Genomic DNA, 20,776 nt, shown 5'->3' on the forward strand with positions numbered 1-20,776 from the left:
GTGAATAAATGTCGACAAGCATCTTTAATTATACATAATTTGTTGAAAATTGTTAATATTTAGTTTAAATAAAAAACCCTTCTGTTTTTCAGAAGGGTTTTACACACTAAATGTTTGAATAAGAGTTGGCTCTCCGTCAAGTTCAATTTTCTTTTCTTGAAAGGAAATATGTAAGCTTTTATAAATATGTTTCCAAAATGAAATAGCCCGCTTATTGCCTGCAAGCTCAATAATCATATATGTTCCTTTTCGATGGGAGAAAATGTCTTTTACCGTTTTGGAAGCGATGCCCTGCCCTCGGTATTTGTTTAAGATAAAAAAATCATTGATGCAGTAATCTGCTTCTTGCTGAAGTGCGGGCTGTTCAAGAAGTAAAAAAAAGCCCATCAGCTTATCATCTACTTTAATAAAGTATGGCGAGAGGCCTTCTACTTTCCAAAACAGCGGCAGCTCTTCAAAGTGGAAAGCTCCATCTTCGCGAATATCTAAAGAAGGTGTATAAGCAGATAAATCGTGGAGATAAAGAGAATACAAATTTTGCAAAACGCCCGCTTGGCTTTTAGGTACTTTTTCAATCGTAAGCATTCTTAGTTCATCTCCTTCTTTTCCTATCATAAGGGTTTTTTGTGAAAGTTTACAGTAAAAATGTTTGGGGCAGAGTAAAGATAGATAGTGAAACAGCTCTTTTTCATTTTGTGGATAAATTAAATGCAAACAAAAAAACGATCATCTCCGGTACTGTACGCTCCGTCTGATAATCGTTTTTTATGTTTTGTTTGCTGATGCTGAAGTTTTTCCTTCTTTGTTTTGGTTTTGCGCGTTTCCATGTCTGCAAATATAAACAGGCTGCGGTTTAATTCTGGATTTCGCTTTCCTTCACGCGTCATTTTATCACGCATTTTTTTTGCTTTTGACTTTGCCATGTAACTTCCTCCCTATATAAACGATGTATACATATCTTACTGCTTTTTTATAAATTGTCAAGTGCAGAAGCACTGATGTGTTAACAGTGCTTCTGTATAGTCAAGACTCTTTATTTTTCAGCATATCATCTAACTTTTGCTCCATTCTCTGAAGCCTTTTTTCATTTGCCCCTTGCTTTTGAATCAGCCTTTTTAAGCCTATAATAAATGCGATAATAACTCCTGCTCCTCCTATAAGGATCAGCAGCATAAGAATTTGAAAAATAATATCACCTATATTAACCATAGTTCCACCTTTTATCTATTTTTTTACATTGTATCATTTATTTGGATGTATATTGCTTTATTTTATAAAAAAAGCTCTCAGTGCTGAGAGCTTCATTTACTATCTTCATCATAAACCGTCCACTTTTCCTGTTTGATTTGATTGGAAACATCAATCAGTTTATTTTTTACTCGATCCTTTTCCGGGCCTGTTAAAGGCGTAGGTCGGTAGTCGTTTCGTGCTGTTGTGGAAGAAATACGGAATGGAATGACGTTGATGTCTTTATTCGTCGTTAGCTTTCCATCTTTAATCGTAAATGTCTGCTGAAATACAAATGTATCTTTATCACTTGGATTTTTGTTTCCGCCAAACATAAAGTTTCCTAAGCTATAGACAATAAATTTATTTTTGTACTCTTCAATTCCTTGAACAACATGAGGATGATGACCTAAAATTAAATCTGCTCCGTTATCAATTGTATATTTCGCCAATGCTTGCTGCGCTGTATCAGGAACATAGTGTCGTTCAGACCCCCAGTGGAAATGCACAATGATAATTTTAGCTCCTTTTTCTTTTAAAGACTTAATTCCGTCTTTAATCTGGCTTCTTATTTCTTTGGTGTCATCCCAGCCCGGATATCCAAGCAATCCTACTTTGACTCCTTTTACCGTTGTGATGTATGTATCTTCATAGCCAAAATAGCCTATTCCGCTTTTCTTTAAGTTCTCTCTTGTATCATCATATCCTTGCTGCAAATAATCACGTGTATGATTATTAGCTAAGTTAACGGTTTCAATACTTCCTTGTTTTAAAATATTCACAAAAGAAGGATCACCTTTAAAACGAAATGTTTTACTTGCTTTTTCGGTCGCCTTTGTCAGCGTTGTTTCTAAATTAACCGTTGTTAAATCATCTTGTTCAAAAATCGACTTTACATTTTGCGTAAAATATGGAAGGCCATTTCTTGCCGCTACGTCATTAAAAGTAGAATCATAGCTGAAGCTTTCATCATTTCCTAAAGTAAAATCTCCCGCTGCGCTAATTTTAATGGTTGTATTAATGCCCTCTTTTTTTTCTTTTTTTGTCGCTTCTTCTTTAGATTTTACAGCTTCTTCTTTTTTCTGCGGTTCAGAAGATGTTTGTTCTCCTGCTCCTCCGCACGCTCCTAGTAAAAAACACAAACTTCCATAAATAACAGCTTTTTTTAAATACTTATTCATGTAACGTTAAAACCCCTTTTTACGTTTTAATAACTGTGTTTGGACATGGTGTTTAATGTACATTTCGCCAAATACATACAATCTTCCTGTTATATCGGCAAAATAAGTGAAATTTTTATAAAAAAAGGAAATTCCTATCTTCTTTTTGAGTTAAAACAAGAGGTTTTTTTAATACAAGCGCTATGAAGAAAGCTGATGATCTTTGATAAACGTCAAGGAATTTACAAAAATATAGAGGTTTTCAAACATCACCTAAAATAAAAAACCTCCTTTGCTCATGCAAAGAAGGTTTTATCTAAACTTAACAAATCGAATCATTAGATTTAGGGTTTTTGAGTCCAAATATCGGTCGGATAAATAGTGCTAAGCCTGTGCCAAGCATCGCCATAACCATCCATACCCATCCATGAAGACTAAATGAAGCAATGCCGCCAAAGTAAGCGCCGATGTTACAGCCAAAAGCAAGACGCGCACCATACCCCATTAAAAGGCCGCCAACAACAGCTGCTCCCGCAACTCCGGGCTTAATCTTTCCTGGTTTGAACGTCCCTTGCGCCGTCGCTGAAATGAAGGCCCCTAGTATAATCCCAAAGTTTAACACGCTGGTAGAGTCTGCTAGCACACTTTGCGTTAGTGCTTCTCCATTTGCACCTTGGAAAAATCCCCAGCTCGATACATCTATCCCGGCTGCCACCATGGCTTTTCCGCCCCATAATGCAAAAGCAGAAGTGATTCCCCAAGGGTTTCCTCTTACAGCAAGCGTCAATGCATTTAATACTGCCAGCACAATCGCTGCTGTGAATAGAGGCCAAGAGCCTCGAGTAATCTTTTTCCACCCTTTTGTAGTAGGAAGCTGTTTCATCATAGGCGGATTTTTCTTTTTAGCAATTTGAATCGTAATCCAGTAAATCGCTGCGAACGCGATAAGCTGTATAATCCAAGCTCCAAAATAACCAAGACCTGTCGATTCAGCTAATGAGATAGGGGGAAGCGAAGGTTGCTTTTGCCAAAATGGCAAATGATACGCCCCAAACATAGAACCTACAATAAAGGCTAAAAGTGTTAAAATCATAGAAGAAGAACCTCCGCCTAACGAATACAGCGTCCCTGAGGCACATCCATTTCCTAACTGCATGCCAATTCCAAACATAAACGAACCAACTATCACGCTTACTCCTACAGGTGAGACATATCCTTTTGGCGTTACCCCTGTAAAGCTAAAGCCTGTACTTAAAATAATAGCAAACAATGTTGACGCAATTGCAAGCATAAGCATATGCGCTTGCAAGCCTTGAACATTGCCGACAGATACAAGGCGGCGAAATGCTGATGTAAAGCCAAAACGTGCGTATAGAAGCGTCATCCCTAACGCTAGGCCGATAATAAATAAAACACCTTGCGTCCAATTAGTCGTGAGCACAATCGCAAGAAATAAAATAACTGCTGCTATAACCCCTCCTGCAAATAATGGCTTTTGCATAGGACTTAATTCTGTTACAACAGTAGTAGGCTTTGATTTATATGATGAGTGCAACGTTTGCGACACATCATCCACTCCTTTTCTGATAGAAATACTAAGAATTAATATTTATCATTTTATAGCACTTCCCTTCTCCTGTAAACTGTTTAGCAAAATGAAAGTGAATTGTTTATTTTTTAAATATTCTTACCTTTAGTCATACAAAAAGCAGAAGTTTCTATTCTTCTGCTTTTCGCTGCTAAGCGTAAATAGAATGAATCTCTTTTATCGGAGTAGGATGAGGCTTTGCAAAATAATACCCTTGAAACAAATCATATCCCATCTCTATCAGGCATTTTAAATCTTCTTCTGTCTCTACTCCTTCCGCAAGAGCCTTCGCCCCCATTTTATGGGTGATAGCTAACATCTCTTGGGCCACTTTTTTCTGTTTCTCATTTTTACTGACTCCGTTTGTGAATTCAAATGCTAACTTCACCACGTCAGGCTCCACTTCTAAAAGCCTCTTCAGCGTGTTATAACCAACACCTACGTCATCTAAAGCATATTTAAATCCGTGGGAACGATAATAATTCAAAATGTTTTTTAAATGCTCAATATCTTGAACATCCTCGGTTTCAATCACTTCAAACACTATTTGTTCGGGTTTTATATTCAATTCTTGAATTAACGCAAATGTAGATGCCAAGCAATGCTCGGGATTATATATTGCTGTAGGAATAAAGTTAATAAAAATCAGCTGACGATCAATAATACTAGCATTTTTTACAGCTTCTAAGCGGCAGGCTCGGTCAAGAGCGAAGGTTTTATTTCTTATTTGAGCAGCTTCAAACATTTTAAAAGGAGGTATAATACTTCCGTCTTCTTCTAATCCTCTTGATAAAATTTCGTGGCCAACGATATGCACGCGTTCATGATCAACCGATACAATCGGCTGATAATACGAGCAAATTCGCTTGTCTTCAATCAGCTCATCAATCCACAAGGCATCTTTCATTTTTTGAAAAACGGTGATTGACTCCATACCCCGCAGGTTTTCAAACGGGCTCCGCTGCTTGGCTTCTACAGCCCACACATGCCGAGGGTCTAGATGCTGATGAACATAATCCATAAAACTCCAAAAAATATCTTCCCTCATCCAGACCATATCTTCTCCAAGAGTCTTCCATTGGCTTTGAGAAATATCTTTAAAGTATTTTTCCAATTTCTTCACATCGCTTGATTTCTGAAAAGAAACCGTATATCCTGTCCTAATTGGCAGACACGCGTCGCACCCCATAGCTCATCTTCACCCTCATTTATCATCAGTTTTTTGTATGTATACATGGATAGTTCTTAGGAACTATACCACTTTTAAGAAACTTACAAACCCTATTTTCCCGTTAAAATAGAATGTACCAAAAAGTTTTGGTAAAATGATAGACGTATTTTATTGTCTACATCATAAGACGCACTTGATAAAAGGAAGTGAACGATACATGAGCAAAAACCGGTTTACGAAGTGGTTTTTATTTTCTTTAATACTCTTTGCCTTAAGTACCGGAGCAATGTATTATATGCTGTATCTATCGTACTGGGCGTATTCTATTAAACTGTTTTTAATCGCGGTGCCGCTCTTCACCTTATTATCGGTTGCTTTTGGTTCGTTGGTAATCGTACATGAACGCAAAAGAAAACGTGTATTTCATCTACAAAACGATGGAGGCAGTCCTAAAAGTACGTTTATTCAAGGTTTTTCCGAAATAACGGTAGGAGCAGGATGCATTGTGCTGTGCTTTTTTCTTTTTCTTTATTTTCTAATGGATTATTGAGTACATATAAAAAAGACGAGCAGGCAGCTCGTCTTTTTTTATTTGGATCTTTCTAGAATATCTCGAACGCTTGCATAGTCAAGCTCTTTATAAGTGCCAACACCTGGTTTTACAAAGGTCTTTTCAACAATCGCATCAAATTCACGATCATCAATATCATAGTCACGCAAGCAGTTCGGGGCTCCTAAGTCATTCCAGAAAGTGCGAAGCGCTTTTGCTCCTTCCATTGCTGTTTCTTCATCGCTTTTTCCTGCTGGATCAATGCCAAATACGTTTACAGCCAATTGTTTTACACGGGAAGGGTCTTCTTTTAAGACGTGCTCCAGCCAGTTAGGGAACAAGATAGCAAGACCGCCTCCGTGGGGAATATCATATACGGCCGACAGAGCATGTTCGATACGGTGAGTAGCCCAGTCTCCCCCGTCCGTTCCGTTTGCTAAGCTTCCGTTAAACGCCGTCGTGCTGATATACATCATCGTTTCACGATACTTATAAGAAGTCAGATCTTTAAGAAGCTTAGGACCTTCTTGTATAGCCGTTCTTAGTAAAGATTCAATAAAGCCGTCGATCATCGGCGTATTTTCCGTGCGATGAAAATAGTGTTCAAGCGCATGCGACATACTGTCAACAATTCCATAGACGGTTTGATCGCGCGGCACTGAAAATGTGTACGCCGGATCTAAAATAGAAAAGACGGGAAATACGTGAGAAGACGTCCATCCGAGCTTTTCTTTTGTTTCCCAATTTGTTATAACAGAAGTTGAATTCATTTCAGACCCAGTTGCTGCAAGTGTTAATACCGTTCCAAAAGGAAGCGCATCTGTAATCTCTTTTTTACGTGTAATCAAATCCCATGTATTACCTTCATACACGGCTCCAGCTGCAATAGCTTTTGTACAATCGATTACACTTCCTCCCCCAACGGCTAAAAGAAAATCAATGTTTTCTTTTTTACATATGTCCACGCCTTTAGCTACCGTAGTCAAACGAGGATTAGGTTCTACACCAGACAGCTCGTGAACAACCGCGTTAATAGACTGAAGTTCAGCTTTCACTTCGTCGTATACGCCATTTCGTTTGATGCTTCCTCCTCCGTATACTAACAGAACGTTTACTTGTTTAAGATAAGAAGCAAGCTCTTGCGATAGCTTCGTAATTTGACTTTTTCCAAAGTATAATTTTGTAGGATTGTGCTGCAAAAATATATTCATGTTCTACACCTCTAGTTTCATGTTTTATAAAAAGTGTAGCACGAAAACTACTTCATCATTATTGAAGATTCTCTATATCTATTATCAATATTTTTGATAACCTTCTTGAACAAGTGAAATAAATTGTTGAATAGGTGCCGTCAGCCATTTTTTCTTTTTGAATATGAGCTGTGAATAAAGATAAAATTCTTCGTGGTCAAACGGGACTTTAATCAGTTTTCCACTTTCCATCTCTTGTTTTACCGCTATTTCCGGTACAAGAGCAATACCTAAATTATCCGCTACGCACTGTTTAATCGCTTCAAGACTGCTAAACGAGATGACCGATTGCATATGAATACCGCTGCTGCGCATCATCTCTTCTAAAAGCGTGCGATAAGGGCAGCCGCTCTCAGTTAAAATAATGGTCTCTCCCTCAAACTCTTCCATTAGAACGCTGTTTCTTTTACTAAAAGAATGAGAAGACGAAGCAATCATAACCATGTTTTCTTTTCGAATAGGAATCACTTCTAAACTTGAAGATGTTTGAAGGCGATCAAGCAAAACGGCTACATCATACTTTCCGTCAATAATTCCTTGTGTTAAATTTGGACATAAACCCGCTTCTAGCATAATCTTTAGAGAAGGGTGCTGTTTTTTTAATTCACGAATATACGGTGTAATAAAATAGGCGGCCAGCGACTCCACGGTTCCTATTGAAACGGTTCCTCTAGCATCTTCGTTCGTAGTAAGACGCTCTTTTGCTTCATTTAATAACTCGGTTACTTGATTCACATAATAAAGCAATTCTTCACCAGGCTGAGTCAGCTTCATTTTTTGTCCTGTTCGTTCAAATAGTTTTTGACCGTAATGATCCTCTAATTTTTTTATATGAGTGGTAACGCTTGACTGAGCATACCCTAACTCCTCGCCCGTTCGTGTATAGCTCCCCCACTTCGCTACTTCTTTAAATGTATATAAATAATTAATATCCATGTGCTGCTCCTTATGTACTGCTGTTTGGTTTCGTTGTCCATATGTTAAAGCTGTTCTAGTAATTAGAACTTATACGTAAATAGAATCACAGTACAGTATAAGCGAACTCGTTTTGCCAAGCAATTTTATCAACCTTAAAAATTCTTTTTATATTAGGCAATTACGCCGTTTTTTGTTCATAGAATGAAAAACAAACCTATGAAAAGAAAGGGTGTATCTCATGACAGCCTACAAAGAAGTGTTATATAAAGGAAAACGCTTTGTACTGATTCACGTATATGATTCAGGATACTGTGAAATCCGACCGATTGATCATGCTTTTAAAGTCGAACTTGTGCGATTAGATGAGATAGAACAATGTGGATAACAATCATGAACGCAGCTAATGCAGCTGCTTTTTTATTTGTATTAAAAACAAGTGGATGAGATAAAAATAGCTGAATTGGCTGGCCTTTTACATAATTTCTTCCTGTATACTTTGTAACTAAGGATATTCGCACTTATTTAGTTTCTATACTTACTCGAGGTGATTACATGAAAAAAGGCTGGCTGGAATGGATATTATTATCCGTGGCGTTAATTTGGGGAGCCAATTATGCAATCGGAAAATTTGGAGTTGCTCATATGTCTTCCATTCAATTTAGCGCACTGCGTTTTATAATGGTTGCTCCTATTCTTTTACTTATTACAGGAATAATAGAGCGAGGCATTCGGATCGAAAAAAAAGACTGGGGACGCTTAATAGCGGTCAGTATAGTAGGCGTTACGCTCTATCAAACGCTGTTTATGGTATCTGTTAAGTATACGACAGCTACAAATGCTTCTTTACTTATTTCGATGTCTCCTATTTTCACAGGAATCCTAGCTATATTATATAAGCATGAAGCTTTTTCGTTAAAAACACAGCTAGGCTCTGTGCTTGCTTTTTTTGGGGCTGCGTTTGTACTGCTGTTTGGTCACTCTAGTCATGCGCTGTCGCAGCTTGCATGGTTCGGAAACATCATGGGGATTGTGGCAGCCATTGCTTGGGGCTGGTACCCGATTTTAGCAAAACCTTTAGTCGTAAAATATTCTGCTTTGCGCGTGACTGCGTGGTCCGCTTTAATCGGCGCTATTCCGCTTACTGTCTACTGTCTTTTCACCTATCAAACACTTGTATGGCCAACAGATATAGGTAGCTGGAGCTCTCTGGCATACTCTGTTTTGTTCGTGACAGTGTACGGGCTGGTGATGTGGTATGTAGGAATTGGAAAAATTGGTTCTACAAAAGTAATGGTTTACATGTATGTTATTCCTTTGTTCGCCGTTGTTTTTGCTGCTGTAACTATTGGAGAGACCATCAATGCTATGCAGCTGCTTGGAGGACTTATTATTTTTAGCGGTTTGTATATTGTCAAAAAAAGCCCTGCTCCTAAAACAGCTCTTAAACTTAAAAAAGCAAACTAACAAGAGTAACGGGTTCGGTTGATTCATGCTAATAACGCTCAGATTTTTTCTGGGCGTTATTCGTATATTATTTTAATGTCCTAATTGAATTAAACGCCCGTTAGTTTGATTAATGAACATTTTTTAGTTTATATTCATGAGTGATTTTATGCTGATTGTATACGCGTTTAAAACCGTTTCGTTCATAAAATAGTTTCGCTTTGTCCGTATCGGTATAGAATCCGAGGCTGTCGTAATAATTCTCTGCATAGTGAATGACTTCTTTTAAAAGTCGCTTGCCTATACCCTTTCTGCACAATTGAGCTGAAACATAAAACCTCCTTACTCTTCCAGCGTTAGCATACTGGCTGTGAGGATTTTCATTAAGGCCGGCTACGCCAATTAATTTGTTGTGTTGACTGTAAATGCTCCACAAGATACATTAGCCTAATGATTCTCATATACCTTCTCTCCGTTCAGCAGATGTCTTGTCTATTTCGATAGAATGCTTGTTATACATTAATCCTGCCATGCCTATTAGAGCCGTTAAAAGTAGCATGAAGCTTGAAAATAGATATACAAACCTTACCCCAAACAGATCGGCTATTGTCCCTACAAATGCTATGGAAAGTATAAACACAGACTGTACAAGAGTTGATTTTGCCGCTATTACTTTAGAAAGCATCCCATTGCTGCAGGTATTTTGATAAATGGTTTCCTGAGCTACATCTCGAAGCTGATAGGCAGGACCCATCATTATCAAAAGTACTAAAGCTAGATACGGGTTCGTTACTAGACCGTAAAAACCGGTTAAAACAGCATAACCGAGTGAGCCTGCGAACATAAAAAGCAAAAGCCTTCCTTTTACTATAGAAGACATTCGGTACACAATAATTCCTCCAACTATGCTTCCAAAATAATACGCACCGTTTATATATCCCCACCACGCTTCTCCTTTTTCAAGCACTTCTTTCACAAAAGAAAGAGTAATAGCTCCAATCCAAATGGTTCCAAAAAGCGACTCGATGATGTCCATTATAACGAGGGCTCTGATGCGTTTATGTATCCATAAAAAGCGCCATCCTTCCATTAGTTTTGCCGTTCTTCGCTTTTGTGTTTGTTTATATGTATGGGCTTCTTTTATAAACAGTAAGCAAACAAATGAGAGCGATAGAAGACCTGCCGTTATAAATAGAGACTGAGTGGATCCCGTTAAGGACAAAACGAAACCACCAAGCGACCACCCTGCAAACAGAAAAGTTTGATCAATTGTTGAAAGCAAGCTATTCGCCTGCATTCTTTGACTATCATTTACTAAGCTGCGTACAACTGACGTTTTAAAGATGAAAAAAAAGCCGTTAAAAAAAGAAATGATTCCAACAATGATAAAACCCATCGTTAGTACTGTGACTGTAAATTCTTGTGTAAGCAGCACATACAATCCAACAAGCATCCCTATCTGCATCACTTGAACAGACCGCATAATGTGAATGGATTTATACGTATCGGCTAGTAAAGGTACGCTAAGGCCGCTAAGGAGCCGTGCAAGTAAGCTCGTCATCGTAATCATCGACGCAAGAGCTGTTGAACCGGTGTTTTCCTTTATATAGGAAGTGACAGCCATTGTATAAAGAACAAAACCTACATTTGCGGTTACTTGACTTGCTGCTAAAAGATAAAAACGCTGAGTCAATTCTTTTCTCCTTTCTGTTAGACGTAACATGCAAAAAGATAATTCATTTTTGTTAATTTTTCCCTTTTAAACTATAACACTATTTGACGAAATCCAAAACTATCTATAATTTAGTAGATGGAGGTTTTTATGTTTAAATATAGTTTTCTTATTGTTCTTATCGCTTTTTTACTTATTAACTTTAACGGCCAGGAAAATCAAATTGTAGGAGGCAAAATAAAAAAGGAACGAAGTGAGGTTTTCTTTGGCAAATACGACAGCTTTACGGGCCGCTACTCCCGGAGCATTAAACTCAAAAAAGGCGTAACCTACGCTTTTACGCTATCTAAAAATACCAAAAGCGGAGACCTGTCCCTGTACGTAGAAGATCCAAAACAGACACGATTTTTTGAAATGACTAATAACTCTCTTTATTTAACACCTGAAAAAACGAGGAGATATCGTATTAATTTTGTAGGCTCTGAGCATAAAGGCTCTTTTCAGCTTCACTGGAAAAGCAGTAATCAAAAAGAGCGCGAAAAATTTGTGTAATACCATTTTAGACAACGCTTAAACGAGGAGGAATGGTTTATGATCATTAATCAAGCTGTCCTGTACACCCACTTGTTGGACACAATGAAGGATTTTTATGTAAATTCTCTCGATTTTCCATTAACCGCCGCTTCACCGCGTTCTTTTTCCATCAAGGTTGGTGAAAGTGAGCTAACCTTTAAAGAAAGTTCTCTACATACAAAGCCCTTTTACCATTTTGATTTTAATATTCCAGCAAACCGGTTTATGGAAGCAAAGCAATGGGCTACTCAGAGAGTCTTCCTCAATACAGAAGAGAAGAAAGATGAGATTTATTTTGAAGCATTTGATGCTCATTCCTTTTATTTTGAAGACCCTGCTCATAATATTGTTGAATACATTTCAAGACATTCGGACTGCGCGTCATCCAAGGACCCCTTTTCTTCTAAATCGCTTTTAAGCATAGGAGAAATCAACTTGACAACTCCTCATGTCCACTCTGTAGGGACAAAGCTTATTAACTCCGGTATCACCATACGTAACAACAGGCTATTAAACGAGACCTTTAACTTTTTAGGAAGCGGCAGTGCGTTTTTTCTTGTAGGGACGCCTAAAAGAAGGTGGTTTTTTTCGAACCGAGACTCTGAAGTTCATCCATTAATGGTAAAAGTCAACCATTCTCTAACGCTTGCGCTCGACGAAGAAGGAATGTTGAAGATTACGCAAGAATGATTGTTTTTTTAATAAAGCCACGTAACAAGCGAACTTGTTACGTGGCTATTTTTGTTCAAAATTCAGCACATACTCCTCCCTATAGGTTTTGTATATAGTTCTCGATGTCCTTTCTGTTCATCAGCATAAAAACCTTGTAATCCTCATCTTTTTTAAGCTTTTTAAACCGGTTTCTCATCTTTTTTTTCCGTTCTCGATACGTAGTAAGAATAAACGTAAAAAATGACCAATCTACTTTTTCAGGGCATCCTTTTGCCATATCTTCACGCGTTTTTCTTGCATATACGATTCTCCGCTTTATTACTCGGTACACACAAACGATTAGCGGCAGCTCTAAATAAATAACGGTATCTGCACGTTTCACTCGCAGGTCATAGGAATTGCTGTAGTTCCCGTCGATAATCCAGCTGTCTTTTTTTACAATGTGCTCCTGCAATTCTCTAAAGCTATCATTGTCTCTTTCCGTCCAGCCAGGCTGCCAATACAGGCTGTCTAAATGATATACTTCTAGATCAAGCTTTTCCCCTAATTTCTTGGCAAATGTAGACTTTCCTACTCCTGGAGAAACGCCCATTACCAGTACTCTTTTCATCTTATCACCTTACCTTTTTAAGAAATAAAGCTGATTGAAGAGAAGGCAGCTGTTTATAGCTGACTCGGCGCATTCCGTGTACTCGGAGCGAGCTGCTTTATAAAACGACTTCATGTTAGGATTTTTATTTCCATGATTTTCAGGCAACCTATAAATATTCATTATAAATTCCTATATTCCTTCTTGCTTTGTAGTAAATAGGTTGCTTTTATGAATCGTTTCCTTTACCTTAAATGTGAGTATATAAAAGTAAGGTGAAAAAAATGAATGCATCTATGCTAAAGAGATTTTTACGAAACCTCGGTATTTTTGTTTATATTGTCATTGCAGCTATTAATATTTACTTAACAAGAAATGATTTAGGCGATATGCTTACCCGCCTTGTGCTGCTGACTATTTTACTTCCTTTGTTTTTTAGTTTTGTGTATGCGTTAGGAAAATCACATTTTAAAAGACAAGAAGAGCTCGCTGAACAAGAGAAGAAGAAAGAGTAAAAAAAGCCTTTTATCGAGGGGGATTCCCCTTTCTAAAAGGCTTTTTACTTTTTTTCATATAGCTGAACATTAACTACATCAGGATGAACGTGATACTGTTTGGCAACTTGATTTACCATTTGCTGAATTTCCCTTTTCTTATGAGAAGAAAGGTGTTCGCGGGGCAGAAGAACTAGAATTTGAGCTTCCGCATAGTTATTCAGCACCCTAACTTCTTGAAAGCCATGCTGCGTCAAAAAAGCTTTTAACGCTTTTTCAAAGTCTGTGCTTTCTTTTTGAACAACTATAGAAGGCTGATCGTAAGAAAATAGCGAAATCTCTTTCTCTTCAGGCTTTGTATACACCGCCCAAGCAGTTATGAGCACTGTGACAGAAATACCCATATTTAACATCCACCTTTTCATACCACGAACGCTCCTTTTAATTAAGTTTGTTCATGATATGAAAAAATTCGTTCATTCATGCGTTATCTTCCTAGCCAGCCTCCGTCTACAGCAAGTAAGTGCCCATGAATATAGGCAGATGCATCAGATGCTAAAAAGACAACCGCTCCTTTAAAATCATCTGCTTCCCCCCATCTGCCTGCGGGAATACGTTCAATGATTTGTCTGCTGCGCGTTTCATCGTTAATAAGTGCTTCATTCATATCAGTAGCAATATACCCTGGTACAATTCCATTAACATTTACGCCTTTTGCTGCCCATTCATTAGATAAAGCCTTTGTAAGCTGAGCAACTCCGCCTTTTGCTGCAGCATAAGCCGGAACGGTAATACCTCCTTGGTAAGAAAGCAAAGATGCCATATTAATAATTTTTCCGCTTCCTTGTTTAAGCATTTGGCGGCCCGCCTGCTGACATAACAACCATACGGTTTTTAAATTAACATTCATAACAGCATCCCAATCTTCTTCTGCAAAGTCTACAGCGGGTGAACGTCTTTGAATGCCAGCGTTGTTCACTAAAATATCGAGCTTGCCAAAATAAGCAACAACCGATGAGATCGCTTCGCTTACTTCAGAAGCATTTTCTAGATCACAATTAACAATAAAGCATTTTCTTCCGAGACGTTCAATTTCTTCTTTTACTCCAAGAAATTCCTTTGATCGCTGCAGAAGAGCGATATCCGAACCTGCTTCTGCCAAAGCAATCGCCATTGCTCTTCCAATTCCTCTCGTTGCTCCCGTAATCGCTGCTACTTTACCATCTAAAGAAAATAAATCTACTGTCATTGTTCATTCTCCTCTCCGTTTGGTGCAAATAAAACCTTAAGTGATTCATCAGGCCGCTGCATAAACTCAAACCCCGCTTGAATATCTTCAAGCGGCAGTTTATGAGAAATTAAAGAATCTGCTGCTATTTCACCGTTTGCCAGTAAATCAATAGCCGTCTGAAAATCTTCCCTTGTATAACATCTCGTTGTAGTTAATGAAATTTCTTTAAAGTGCATTGCTGCTAAATCTACTTCTGGAGCGTTTTTATATACGCTCACCACCACAATCTCTCCCTGAATACGGCTTGTTTCAACCATTTGTTTTGCTGTCATTTGATTTCCAGCTACTTCAAATACAACGTCTGCACCGACGTCATTCGTAAGCAAGCGCGCTTCTTTTACGACGTCTTTTTTCGTTGCATCAATTGGTATAAAGCCAAGTTCTTTCGCTTTAGTTAAGCGATAAGAACTAATATCTGAGATCATTACTTTTTTTGCTCCTGCTCGTCTCGCAATCATCCCGATCAGCAGTCCAATAGGTCCTGCCCCTAAAATGACAGCTTGGTCCCCTACTTTCAACCGCGAGCGTCGTACTGTATGTACGGCAACCGCTACAGGTTCTGCAAGAGCTGCATGCGCGCTAGACAGTTTCTCTGGTAAGAGGTGAAGGCGGTTCACTGGAACAGCCACGTACTGCGCGAACCCTCCATCTTGATCAATGCCGATTAGTTTTAACTTCTTACAAACGTGAAACTGTCCTCTTACACAGGCTTCACACGTTCTGCAGCTAAGCGTAGGTTCAACTGCTATGCGGTCACCTAAAGAAAATTTCGTTTCCCCTCGGATCTCTTCTATAACTCCGCTGAATTCATGCCCCATAATAAGTGGCGCTTGTGATCTAGGATGTTTTCCAAAATAAATCATCATATCCGTTCCGCAAATTCCAGCATGAGATACCTTTACAAGCGCTTCTCCTTCTTTTATAACCGGTTTCGCTTTTTGCTGCATAACGGCTTTTGTTTCTGAAACGTAGACACCTGCTTTCATTTTTCCATCCCCTTTGTATACTTGTCGACAAGTTAAAGATAAGAAGGTCCAAAAACATTTTGAATCTTTTATCCTTTTTTATGCTTCATTCAAAAGTGAAGCTGTTATCGTATTTCGCGTGTCTTCAAAGTGACGCTTCACTTCATCTTGAATACGTTCTGTATTTTGAGACTTTAATGCTTTAATCATTTCATGATGCTGCTTTATCAGTGGGAGCACAGCTGCTTTATCATCTCGAAATCTTTTTTCAGTGGTAATTAAAAGAGCAGCTAAAATAATTTCACGGATGCTTTCCCACAATTTTAATATCCGTTTGTGGTCTGCTTCGATAATCACGAGCTCATGAAACCGCAAATCTTGATAAGCAAACTCTACATAGTCATCGTATTTAGCTGCCATGTTCATTTGATCAATACTTTGCTCAAGCTTTTTAATAAGCGAATCATGGTTGATTTCAGATAGACGTTCTAAGACAAAATGTTCTAAAAGCAGACGAACATCGTACAGCTCGTTTAAATCCCTAGCTGTTAAACCAATAACAACTGCTCCCATTCGCTGTAAATCAATGAGTCCTTCGTTTGAAAGGGTCCGCAGCGCTTCTCTTATAGGAGATCGACTCGTTCCAAACTCTGCCGAGAGCTGATTTTCCGATAGTATGGTTCCTTTCTTCAGCTCGCCGCTCATAATTTGAATTCTTAATTTGCTTACAACTTGCTCTCCCAGCGAGGCTCCGCGAAGCCATTTTTCCGGATAGGTTACCTTTTTAATGTGTCATCACTTCCTTAGCCAAATTGTATACAAGTATTCAAGATTTAGTATATAGAGAAGCAATCTGATTGTAAACGTTTTCTTTATAGAATGTATATTTTTACAATTCTTTCTTACACTAAGAACTACTGATAAATAAAAGGTGGGAAGATGAATGAATCAAATTATATTATGGGGGATTCTTGTTATTCCATGGTTTTTACTGCTGCTGCTTGATAAACAGCGTGTTAAACGATTTTTTACTGTAGGGTTATTTGCTGCATTAATGATGACAATCGCCTATCAAGTAGCGGAAAAAATGCACTGGTGGACGGTTCAAGAAAACGTATTTTTTCTTACTAGCATGGGAGCAACGATTTATTGCCTTCATATTGTGATTACGATCTTTGTCTTTTACCTTACGTATCCGGGGTTTATCTTGTACATAATTGTTAACATTATTTTGGATTTGATTCATGGTTATGTTATTGTTCCTTTTCTTGCTAAAATCGGGCTTTATAATCTGTATGATATCAGTCATTTTGGGCTTTTCCTTGTCATGACTACCGTAGCTATTATCCTTTACTTGTTTCAACGGCTGCTTGACTTTATATTTGAGGAAAGCCCTGCATAAAAAGCCACAGCAAACGCTATGGCTTTTTAATCAGTAAAAAAATGGAATAACCGTATCTCCGCGAATCGGTTCAATGGCCGCATGAAACCGAATTCGCAAACTTTTTGACGTTTCGATGTCAGAGGCATCCATGACGTGAAAATGAATGTGGGGTTCGGATGAATTCCCGGAATTTCCACACCTTCCGAGCAGCGTTCCTTTACGAACCACGTCTCCTTTTTTCACAGAAACCGATCCTTTCTTCAAATGCGCAAGCACACTGTATTCTTTTCCTTCATGCTCAATGATGACGTGATTTCCTAAAGGATTTTTTTTATTCGTATGTCCAATTTCATTATCTTCTTGACCATCAACTGCTGTGATAACGACTCCTTCAAGCGGCGCTACAACTTTTTTTCCATAGGCATAGTAATCTTCGTTTTTCATTCCATCATTTTTATAGCTTTGCTTTCCTTTTCGCACGACTAAATCATACGCATACCTTTGGTTTTCGACTGGATGGTGATAGTTCAACACCTCATGCTTTCCTCCCCAATAGACAAACCATTCACTTTGAATCGGCATCGTATATTTGTTTGTACTCCATCGATCTCTCTCTGAAAATGATTCTATAGGAGCAATCACAAGTGCTTGTATAATGTTATGTTCATCAAACATAACGCTGATGAATTTCGTCTGTGTAGAATTTAACCAAATAAACTGCTCAATTTGAGGAGTTAAATAGAGATTTGTTTCTAGTCTGTAGAACTGTTCTCCTTGATTAAACAATTTGCTCTGCTCCAAAAATTGCTGAAGCGAAACTTGACGTTTAAATTCTTCGCTTACACAATCATAAAGTTTCTTAAAATCCCCTTGTGCAAATAAAATTCCAAACTCTTCTCTGATGTTCACTTTTCTCTCTGTATCCATCATTGTAATCCACCCTTTTATATGTATTTCAATTTGTTTGAATTATCTATAAGTAATACGTTTTATGTTATAAAAAGGTTTCATTTTCCAGTTATTCTATCTCAAAATCTTCTTCTATACCGTATTTACAATTTTCTTAATCCATTTTATACTTATTTTACAAATATTTGAAAGGAGGTGCAGCATGATGAAAATAACATTAAATAAGAAAATCAAGTTGCGCCGAATAAGTGTTTTTGGCGCTTAGATTTTAAGGAGATTTCACAATGAAAGTAGCATTAGTACGTCATTACAAAGTAAACAAAGGTCTTCCAGAAAACCACCGCTTATCCACTGACGAACTAGTGGCTTGGTTTCAGGAATATGATGAATCAGATATTACGTATGGAGAGACTGATTTGAATAATATCCAATGGAAACGCTGTTTTTCAAGCGATATGCCGCGAGCACACAAAACGGCAAAGCATATTTATAAACAAGAGATCACGCTTCTTCCGGAACTTAGAGAAATACCTATGCCTATTATTCCAGTAAAATTTAAACTTCCTTTTATCCTATGGGCATTACTGTTTCGCACGTCCGGACTCATCAACAAACAAGCTCGTAAAGATATGGCTGAGACTAAGAGAAAAGTAGCAGCAGTGCTAGATCGCGCCATTTCCGAGTCAGAAGACGATTTGCTGATTGTCAGCCACGGAGGCATTATGAAGTTTATGCGTAAAGAACTTATAAAACGCGGCTTTAAAGGGCCTCGGTTTGATATTGCTGTTAACGGAAAGCTTTATCTTTTTGAAAAGCAATAGAATGAAACTTACTAGAAAAAGTCGCAGAGACTACTCTCTGCGACTTTTTAATAACCATTTTCTTCAATTGTTAATGCTTCACGCAAAGCGATATCTTTTCGGATATTATGAGCGATTTCACGCGTAATTTCTCCTTTTTCATAAAGTTCTTGCACCGTTTCCCGCTCGGTATGAAACGCTTTATAACATAAATCTCTCGTGGCTTTTTTACGTTTGCGTGAATTATACTCCGTACTCTCTTTTCTAAGTCTTGCCATGGATCTATGGTATTCGCTAATAATAGCAAGTGAAATCATTCGATTTTCTTCGTTCATATTTTCTTTAATGACCTTTATCGCTTCTTCAATCATTTGAATACGTACTTTATTCACTTTGCTTCTTCTTCGCAAGCTTTGTTTTCTTAACGCCTGCTTATTAGGTGAAAAAATTCGGACTAGTAATAATAAAACTTTTTTAAACCTCATCCAGCTCACCAATAATTTGTACCTTACACGATTGGTTACAGCCATTTCAAGCTTGTGCGTATGTTCCAAACAAATATACGCTGTCTCACGGTCTATTTTTTCCTCTTTTAATAGCTTTTCCACCAATTTCCCCTTGGCCTGAAGAGCCAGCAATCGAATTTTTTCTTCATACTGTTTGTTTTCAGAGGCTTCTAAAGGATGAGTTTTAACGATGATGTTATTAATCGTTGTATTATACGTTGAAATTAACGAAAGGGCTGCTCCACGATTTTCCTCGGTCATTTCTCTTTTTAACCGCTGAATAGCAGCTTTGTGCACTTTAATGCGTGCTTTAACCTCTTTTGTATTGCGCTCAGGCTTCTTCGGCGCCTTTTCTGTTTTCGCAATGAGAGGTAAAAGAATACTTGCCGCAACTAAGGTTAACAATATAACGCCTGCTGCTAGAAAAATAATCAGAGAGCGTTCCGGAAAATCACTGCCGTTATCAAGCGTATATGGGATCGAAAACGCTCCGGCTAACGTAACCGCTCCTCGTACACCTGAAACCGTAATAATGCCAATAGACCGAGGCTCAGGTTTTAGATGCTTGTTATTTTTGTAATACCAGCCTACTGACCATGACACCATCACCCAAATAAATCGTAATACAAGCAAAAAGACAGTAATAATCAAAATATAAAGAAGCACTTGTCCATTATTAAAGTTTGGATCTTGAATAATTGCTTTCGCCACTTTAGGTATTTGCAGACCAAGCAGTACAAACACCAAGCCATTTAACAAATATAAAATAACCGTCCAAGTACTTTTTGATACTACTTTAAGCTGCTGATTAGGTGATTCCTCTCGGTCGCGCTCAATCGCATGCACAATGCCGCCTGCTACAACTGCCAAGATTCCTGATAAATGAAAATGTTCAGCAATGTAGAAGACAACAAATGGAGTTAGAATTTGTATTAACATATGAATCGTAATATCTTCCATTCCTAAACGTCGAACAAGTACACGCAGTCTGATAATCAAAAAAGCGATAAATGCTCCTACAAACAAACCGCCCAGCGCTACCCAAAGGAACTGAAATGTAGCATCTACTATCGAAAAGACGCCCGTTACGGTAGCAGCTACTGCTACTTGAAACGCTACAAGACCAGAGGCATCATTCATCAGCCCTTCGCCTTCCAGCAAATGCATAATTCGCTTAGGGAGCTTTACTCGGCTCGCCATAGCTCCAACAGCCACTACATCTGTTGGGGACAAAATAGCAGCTAGTGCAAATGCCGCCGGTAACGGAATGGAAGGAATGAGCCAATTAATTAGATATCCCCCTACTGCCACCGTTACAAAAACCAGTCCCAGCGCTAGTAATAAAATAGGTGTACGAAGCTTCCAAAGAGCAGCTCTTGACACGTTTTTCCCATCATTAAATAATAGCGGGGCAATAAATAAAATAAAAAATAACTCAGGCTCTAAATGTACATCTCCGCCAAATGGCAAGATAGCAAGCCCTGCTCCCAAAGCTATTTGAACTAATGGAACAGGAATAAATGGTACAAAATGATTAATGATATTAGATAGACCAATCAAAGCCAATAAGACTAATATCGTCAGAAAAAATTCCATAAAAACAATCGACTCCTA

25 protein-coding genes are annotated in these 20,776 nt (G+C 38.2%); 8 read left to right on the forward strand and 17 right to left on the reverse strand.

Annotation, left to right across the window (positions count from 1 at the left end; translation table 11 throughout):
• Nucleotides 1–99 precede the first annotated feature (99 nt).
• The 6 genes from AC1DEF_RS11650 to AC1DEF_RS11675 all read right to left on the reverse strand — a co-directional run bounded on the left by AC1DEF_RS11650 (nucleotide 100) and on the right by AC1DEF_RS11675 (nucleotide 5,164).
• On the reverse strand, nucleotides 100–615 hold the full coding sequence (locus AC1DEF_RS11650; protein ID WP_477727381.1) for a GNAT family N-acetyltransferase: 516 nt from the start codon (nucleotides 613–615) through the stop codon (nucleotides 100–102).
• A gap of 89 nt (nucleotides 616–704) precedes the next feature.
• The gene (locus AC1DEF_RS11655; RefSeq protein ID WP_097825096.1) at nucleotides 705–923 is read right to left on the reverse strand and encodes a hypothetical protein; all 219 of its coding nucleotides are present in this window, start codon (nucleotides 921–923) and stop codon (nucleotides 705–707) included.
• 100 nt (nucleotides 924–1,023) lie between these two features.
• A complete protein-coding gene (locus tag AC1DEF_RS11660) occupies nucleotides 1,024–1,209 on the reverse strand; it encodes a DUF4083 family protein (RefSeq protein ID WP_097825097.1) in 186 nt (61 codons plus the stop codon).
• A gap of 92 nt (nucleotides 1,210–1,301) precedes the next feature.
• On the reverse strand, nucleotides 1,302–2,408 hold the full coding sequence (locus AC1DEF_RS11665) for a CapA family protein (protein WP_043981613.1): 1,107 nt from the start codon (nucleotides 2,406–2,408) through the stop codon (nucleotides 1,302–1,304).
• 301 nt (nucleotides 2,409–2,709) lie between these two features.
• Nucleotides 2,710–3,954 carry a YeeE/YedE family protein gene (locus tag AC1DEF_RS11670; RefSeq protein ID WP_097825098.1) on the reverse strand — a complete coding sequence of 415 codons (1,245 nt, stop codon included), beginning with the start codon at nucleotides 3,952–3,954 and terminating at the stop codon, nucleotides 2,710–2,712.
• A 172-nt stretch (nucleotides 3,955–4,126) separates the two neighbouring features.
• Nucleotides 4,127–5,164, reverse strand: a complete 1,038-nt coding sequence (locus AC1DEF_RS11675; protein WP_097825099.1) for an EAL domain-containing protein — start codon at nucleotides 5,162–5,164, stop codon at nucleotides 4,127–4,129.
• Nucleotides 5,165–5,363: 199 nt separating this feature from the next.
• Here AC1DEF_RS11675 and AC1DEF_RS11680 point away from each other — a divergent pair, with 199 nt between their 5' ends.
• Nucleotides 5,364–5,696: a hypothetical protein gene (locus tag AC1DEF_RS11680; protein WP_043981610.1), complete on the forward strand. Its 333-nt coding sequence runs from the start codon at nucleotides 5,364–5,366 to the stop codon at nucleotides 5,694–5,696.
• A gap of 38 nt (nucleotides 5,697–5,734) precedes the next feature.
• On the opposite strand, the gene AC1DEF_RS11685 is transcribed toward AC1DEF_RS11680, so the two are convergent.
• Together AC1DEF_RS11685 and AC1DEF_RS11690 are read right to left on the reverse strand one after the other, a co-directional pair.
• Nucleotides 5,735–6,907, reverse strand: coding sequence for an iron-containing alcohol dehydrogenase (locus AC1DEF_RS11685; RefSeq protein ID WP_097825100.1), 1,173 nt, complete (start codon nucleotides 6,905–6,907; stop codon nucleotides 5,735–5,737).
• A gap of 84 nt (nucleotides 6,908–6,991) precedes the next feature.
• Entirely contained in the window at nucleotides 6,992–7,882 is an 891-nt protein-coding gene (locus AC1DEF_RS11690) for a LysR family transcriptional regulator (RefSeq protein WP_034651093.1), read from the reverse strand.
• Nucleotides 7,883–8,102: 220 nt separating this feature from the next.
• On the opposite strand from AC1DEF_RS11690, the gene AC1DEF_RS11695 reads away from it, so the two are divergent.
• Together AC1DEF_RS11695 and AC1DEF_RS11700 are read left to right on the forward strand one after the other, a co-directional pair.
• Nucleotides 8,103–8,249, forward strand: coding sequence for a hypothetical protein (locus AC1DEF_RS11695; RefSeq protein WP_013057506.1), 147 nt, complete (start codon nucleotides 8,103–8,105; stop codon nucleotides 8,247–8,249).
• A 167-nt stretch (nucleotides 8,250–8,416) separates the two neighbouring features.
• Nucleotides 8,417–9,328, forward strand: a complete 912-nt coding sequence (locus AC1DEF_RS11700) for a DMT family transporter (protein ID WP_097825101.1) — start codon at nucleotides 8,417–8,419, stop codon at nucleotides 9,326–9,328.
• A gap of 109 nt (nucleotides 9,329–9,437) precedes the next feature.
• On the opposite strand, the gene AC1DEF_RS11705 is transcribed toward AC1DEF_RS11700, so the two are convergent.
• A complete protein-coding gene (locus AC1DEF_RS11705; RefSeq protein WP_230184848.1) occupies nucleotides 9,438–9,743 on the reverse strand; it encodes a GNAT family N-acetyltransferase in 306 nt (101 codons plus the stop codon).
• A 21-nt stretch (nucleotides 9,744–9,764) separates the two neighbouring features.
• Complete coding sequence (locus tag AC1DEF_RS11710; protein WP_477727382.1) at nucleotides 9,765–11,030, reverse strand: MFS transporter; 1,266 nt, start codon at nucleotides 11,028–11,030, stop codon at nucleotides 9,765–9,767.
• A 99-nt stretch (nucleotides 11,031–11,129) separates the two neighbouring features.
• On the opposite strand from AC1DEF_RS11710, the gene AC1DEF_RS11715 reads away from it, so the two are divergent.
• Both AC1DEF_RS11715 and AC1DEF_RS11720 read left to right on the forward strand, forming a co-directional pair.
• Complete coding sequence (locus AC1DEF_RS11715) at nucleotides 11,130–11,531, forward strand: hypothetical protein (protein ID WP_097825104.1); 402 nt, start codon at nucleotides 11,130–11,132, stop codon at nucleotides 11,529–11,531.
• A 39-nt stretch (nucleotides 11,532–11,570) separates the two neighbouring features.
• Nucleotides 11,571–12,242, forward strand: coding sequence for a glyoxalase (locus AC1DEF_RS11720; protein WP_477727383.1), 672 nt, complete (start codon nucleotides 11,571–11,573; stop codon nucleotides 12,240–12,242).
• A gap of 79 nt (nucleotides 12,243–12,321) precedes the next feature.
• Here the strand turns inward: AC1DEF_RS11720 and AC1DEF_RS11725 are convergent, their stop codons facing one another.
• A complete protein-coding gene (locus tag AC1DEF_RS11725) occupies nucleotides 12,322–12,834 on the reverse strand; it encodes a P-loop NTPase family protein (protein ID WP_097825106.1) in 513 nt (170 codons plus the stop codon).
• Nucleotides 12,835–13,097: 263 nt separating this feature from the next.
• On the opposite strand from AC1DEF_RS11725, the gene AC1DEF_RS11730 reads away from it, so the two are divergent.
• Entirely contained in the window at nucleotides 13,098–13,328 is a 231-nt protein-coding gene (locus AC1DEF_RS11730; protein ID WP_043981603.1) for a hypothetical protein, read from the forward strand.
• A 44-nt stretch (nucleotides 13,329–13,372) separates the two neighbouring features.
• Here the strand turns inward: AC1DEF_RS11730 and AC1DEF_RS11735 are convergent, their stop codons facing one another.
• The 4 genes from AC1DEF_RS11735 to AC1DEF_RS11750 form a co-directional block, all read right to left on the reverse strand.
• Nucleotides 13,373–13,732: a hypothetical protein gene (locus tag AC1DEF_RS11735; protein WP_318331217.1), complete on the reverse strand. Its 360-nt coding sequence runs from the start codon at nucleotides 13,730–13,732 to the stop codon at nucleotides 13,373–13,375.
• A 62-nt stretch (nucleotides 13,733–13,794) separates the two neighbouring features.
• Nucleotides 13,795–14,556 (reverse strand): glucose 1-dehydrogenase, encoded by a 762-nt coding sequence (locus tag AC1DEF_RS11740; RefSeq protein ID WP_097825108.1) that lies wholly within the window; start codon nucleotides 14,554–14,556, stop codon nucleotides 13,795–13,797.
• On the reverse strand, nucleotides 14,553–15,584 hold the full coding sequence (locus tag AC1DEF_RS11745; protein ID WP_477727384.1) for a zinc-dependent alcohol dehydrogenase: 1,032 nt from the start codon (nucleotides 15,582–15,584) through the stop codon (nucleotides 14,553–14,555). The genes AC1DEF_RS11740 and AC1DEF_RS11745 overlap by 4 nt, the downstream gene beginning before the upstream one ends.
• A gap of 78 nt (nucleotides 15,585–15,662) precedes the next feature.
• Entirely contained in the window at nucleotides 15,663–16,307 is a 645-nt protein-coding gene (locus tag AC1DEF_RS11750; RefSeq protein WP_255255819.1) for a GntR family transcriptional regulator, read from the reverse strand.
• A gap of 199 nt (nucleotides 16,308–16,506) precedes the next feature.
• On the opposite strand from AC1DEF_RS11750, the gene AC1DEF_RS11755 reads away from it, so the two are divergent.
• Nucleotides 16,507–16,965 (forward strand): hypothetical protein, encoded by a 459-nt coding sequence (locus AC1DEF_RS11755; RefSeq protein ID WP_013057518.1) that lies wholly within the window; start codon nucleotides 16,507–16,509, stop codon nucleotides 16,963–16,965.
• Between the two features lie 30 nt (nucleotides 16,966–16,995).
• Here the strand turns inward: AC1DEF_RS11755 and AC1DEF_RS11760 are convergent, their stop codons facing one another.
• On the reverse strand, nucleotides 16,996–17,877 hold the full coding sequence (locus tag AC1DEF_RS11760; RefSeq protein ID WP_097825111.1) for a M23 family metallopeptidase: 882 nt from the start codon (nucleotides 17,875–17,877) through the stop codon (nucleotides 16,996–16,998).
• Between the two features lie 263 nt (nucleotides 17,878–18,140).
• Here AC1DEF_RS11760 and AC1DEF_RS11765 point away from each other — a divergent pair, with 263 nt between their 5' ends.
• Entirely contained in the window at nucleotides 18,141–18,677 is a 537-nt protein-coding gene (locus AC1DEF_RS11765; protein WP_097825112.1) for a histidine phosphatase family protein, read from the forward strand.
• A gap of 47 nt (nucleotides 18,678–18,724) precedes the next feature.
• On the opposite strand, the gene AC1DEF_RS11770 is transcribed toward AC1DEF_RS11765, so the two are convergent.
• Nucleotides 18,725–20,758: a Na+/H+ antiporter gene (locus AC1DEF_RS11770; protein WP_097825113.1), complete on the reverse strand. Its 2,034-nt coding sequence runs from the start codon at nucleotides 20,756–20,758 to the stop codon at nucleotides 18,725–18,727.
• Nucleotides 20,759–20,776 lie beyond the last annotated feature (18 nt).

The organism is Priestia sp. 10L35, from assembly GCF_056395685.1.

Coding starts and splice junctions, on each gene's coding strand:
- AC1DEF_RS11650 (WP_477727381.1), bottom strand. CDS start 615: ATGATAGGAAAAGAAGGAGATGAACTAAGAATGCTTACGATTGAAAAA.
- AC1DEF_RS11655 (WP_097825096.1), bottom strand. CDS start 923: ATGGCAAAGTCAAAAGCAAAAAAAATGCGTGATAAAATGACGCGTGAA.
- AC1DEF_RS11660 (WP_097825097.1), bottom strand. CDS start 1,209: ATGGTTAATATAGGTGATATTATTTTTCAAATTCTTATGCTGCTGATC.
- AC1DEF_RS11665 (WP_043981613.1), bottom strand. CDS start 2,408: ATGAATAAGTATTTAAAAAAAGCTGTTATTTATGGAAGTTTGTGTTTT.
- AC1DEF_RS11675 (WP_097825099.1), bottom strand. CDS start 5,164: ATGGGGTGCGACGCGTGTCTGCCAATTAGGACAGGATATACGGTTTCT.
- AC1DEF_RS11680 (WP_043981610.1), top strand. CDS start 5,364: ATGAGCAAAAACCGGTTTACGAAGTGGTTTTTATTTTCTTTAATACTC.
- AC1DEF_RS11685 (WP_097825100.1), bottom strand. CDS start 6,907: ATGAATATATTTTTGCAGCACAATCCTACAAAATTATACTTTGGAAAA.
- AC1DEF_RS11690 (WP_034651093.1), bottom strand. CDS start 7,882: ATGGATATTAATTATTTATATACATTTAAAGAAGTAGCGAAGTGGGGG.
- AC1DEF_RS11695 (WP_013057506.1), top strand. CDS start 8,103: ATGACAGCCTACAAAGAAGTGTTATATAAAGGAAAACGCTTTGTACTG.
- AC1DEF_RS11700 (WP_097825101.1), top strand. CDS start 8,417: ATGAAAAAAGGCTGGCTGGAATGGATATTATTATCCGTGGCGTTAATT.
- AC1DEF_RS11710 (WP_477727382.1), bottom strand. CDS start 11,030: ATGTTACGTCTAACAGAAAGGAGAAAAGAATTGACTCAGCGTTTTTAT.
- AC1DEF_RS11715 (WP_097825104.1), top strand. CDS start 11,130: ATGTTTAAATATAGTTTTCTTATTGTTCTTATCGCTTTTTTACTTATT.
- AC1DEF_RS11720 (WP_477727383.1), top strand. CDS start 11,571: ATGATCATTAATCAAGCTGTCCTGTACACCCACTTGTTGGACACAATG.
- AC1DEF_RS11725 (WP_097825106.1), bottom strand. CDS start 12,834: ATGAAAAGAGTACTGGTAATGGGCGTTTCTCCAGGAGTAGGAAAGTCT.
- AC1DEF_RS11730 (WP_043981603.1), top strand. CDS start 13,098: ATGAATGCATCTATGCTAAAGAGATTTTTACGAAACCTCGGTATTTTT.
- AC1DEF_RS11735 (WP_318331217.1), bottom strand. CDS start 13,732: ATGAAAAGGTGGATGTTAAATATGGGTATTTCTGTCACAGTGCTCATA.
- AC1DEF_RS11740 (WP_097825108.1), bottom strand. CDS start 14,556: ATGACAGTAGATTTATTTTCTTTAGATGGTAAAGTAGCAGCGATTACG.
- AC1DEF_RS11745 (WP_477727384.1), bottom strand. CDS start 15,584: ATGAAAGCAGGTGTCTACGTTTCAGAAACAAAAGCCGTTATGCAGCAA.
- AC1DEF_RS11755 (WP_013057518.1), top strand. CDS start 16,507: ATGAATCAAATTATATTATGGGGGATTCTTGTTATTCCATGGTTTTTA.
- AC1DEF_RS11760 (WP_097825111.1), bottom strand. CDS start 17,877: ATGATGGATACAGAGAGAAAAGTGAACATCAGAGAAGAGTTTGGAATT.
- AC1DEF_RS11765 (WP_097825112.1), top strand. CDS start 18,141: ATGAAAGTAGCATTAGTACGTCATTACAAAGTAAACAAAGGTCTTCCA.
- AC1DEF_RS11770 (WP_097825113.1), bottom strand. CDS start 20,758: ATGGAATTTTTTCTGACGATATTAGTCTTATTGGCTTTGATTGGTCTA.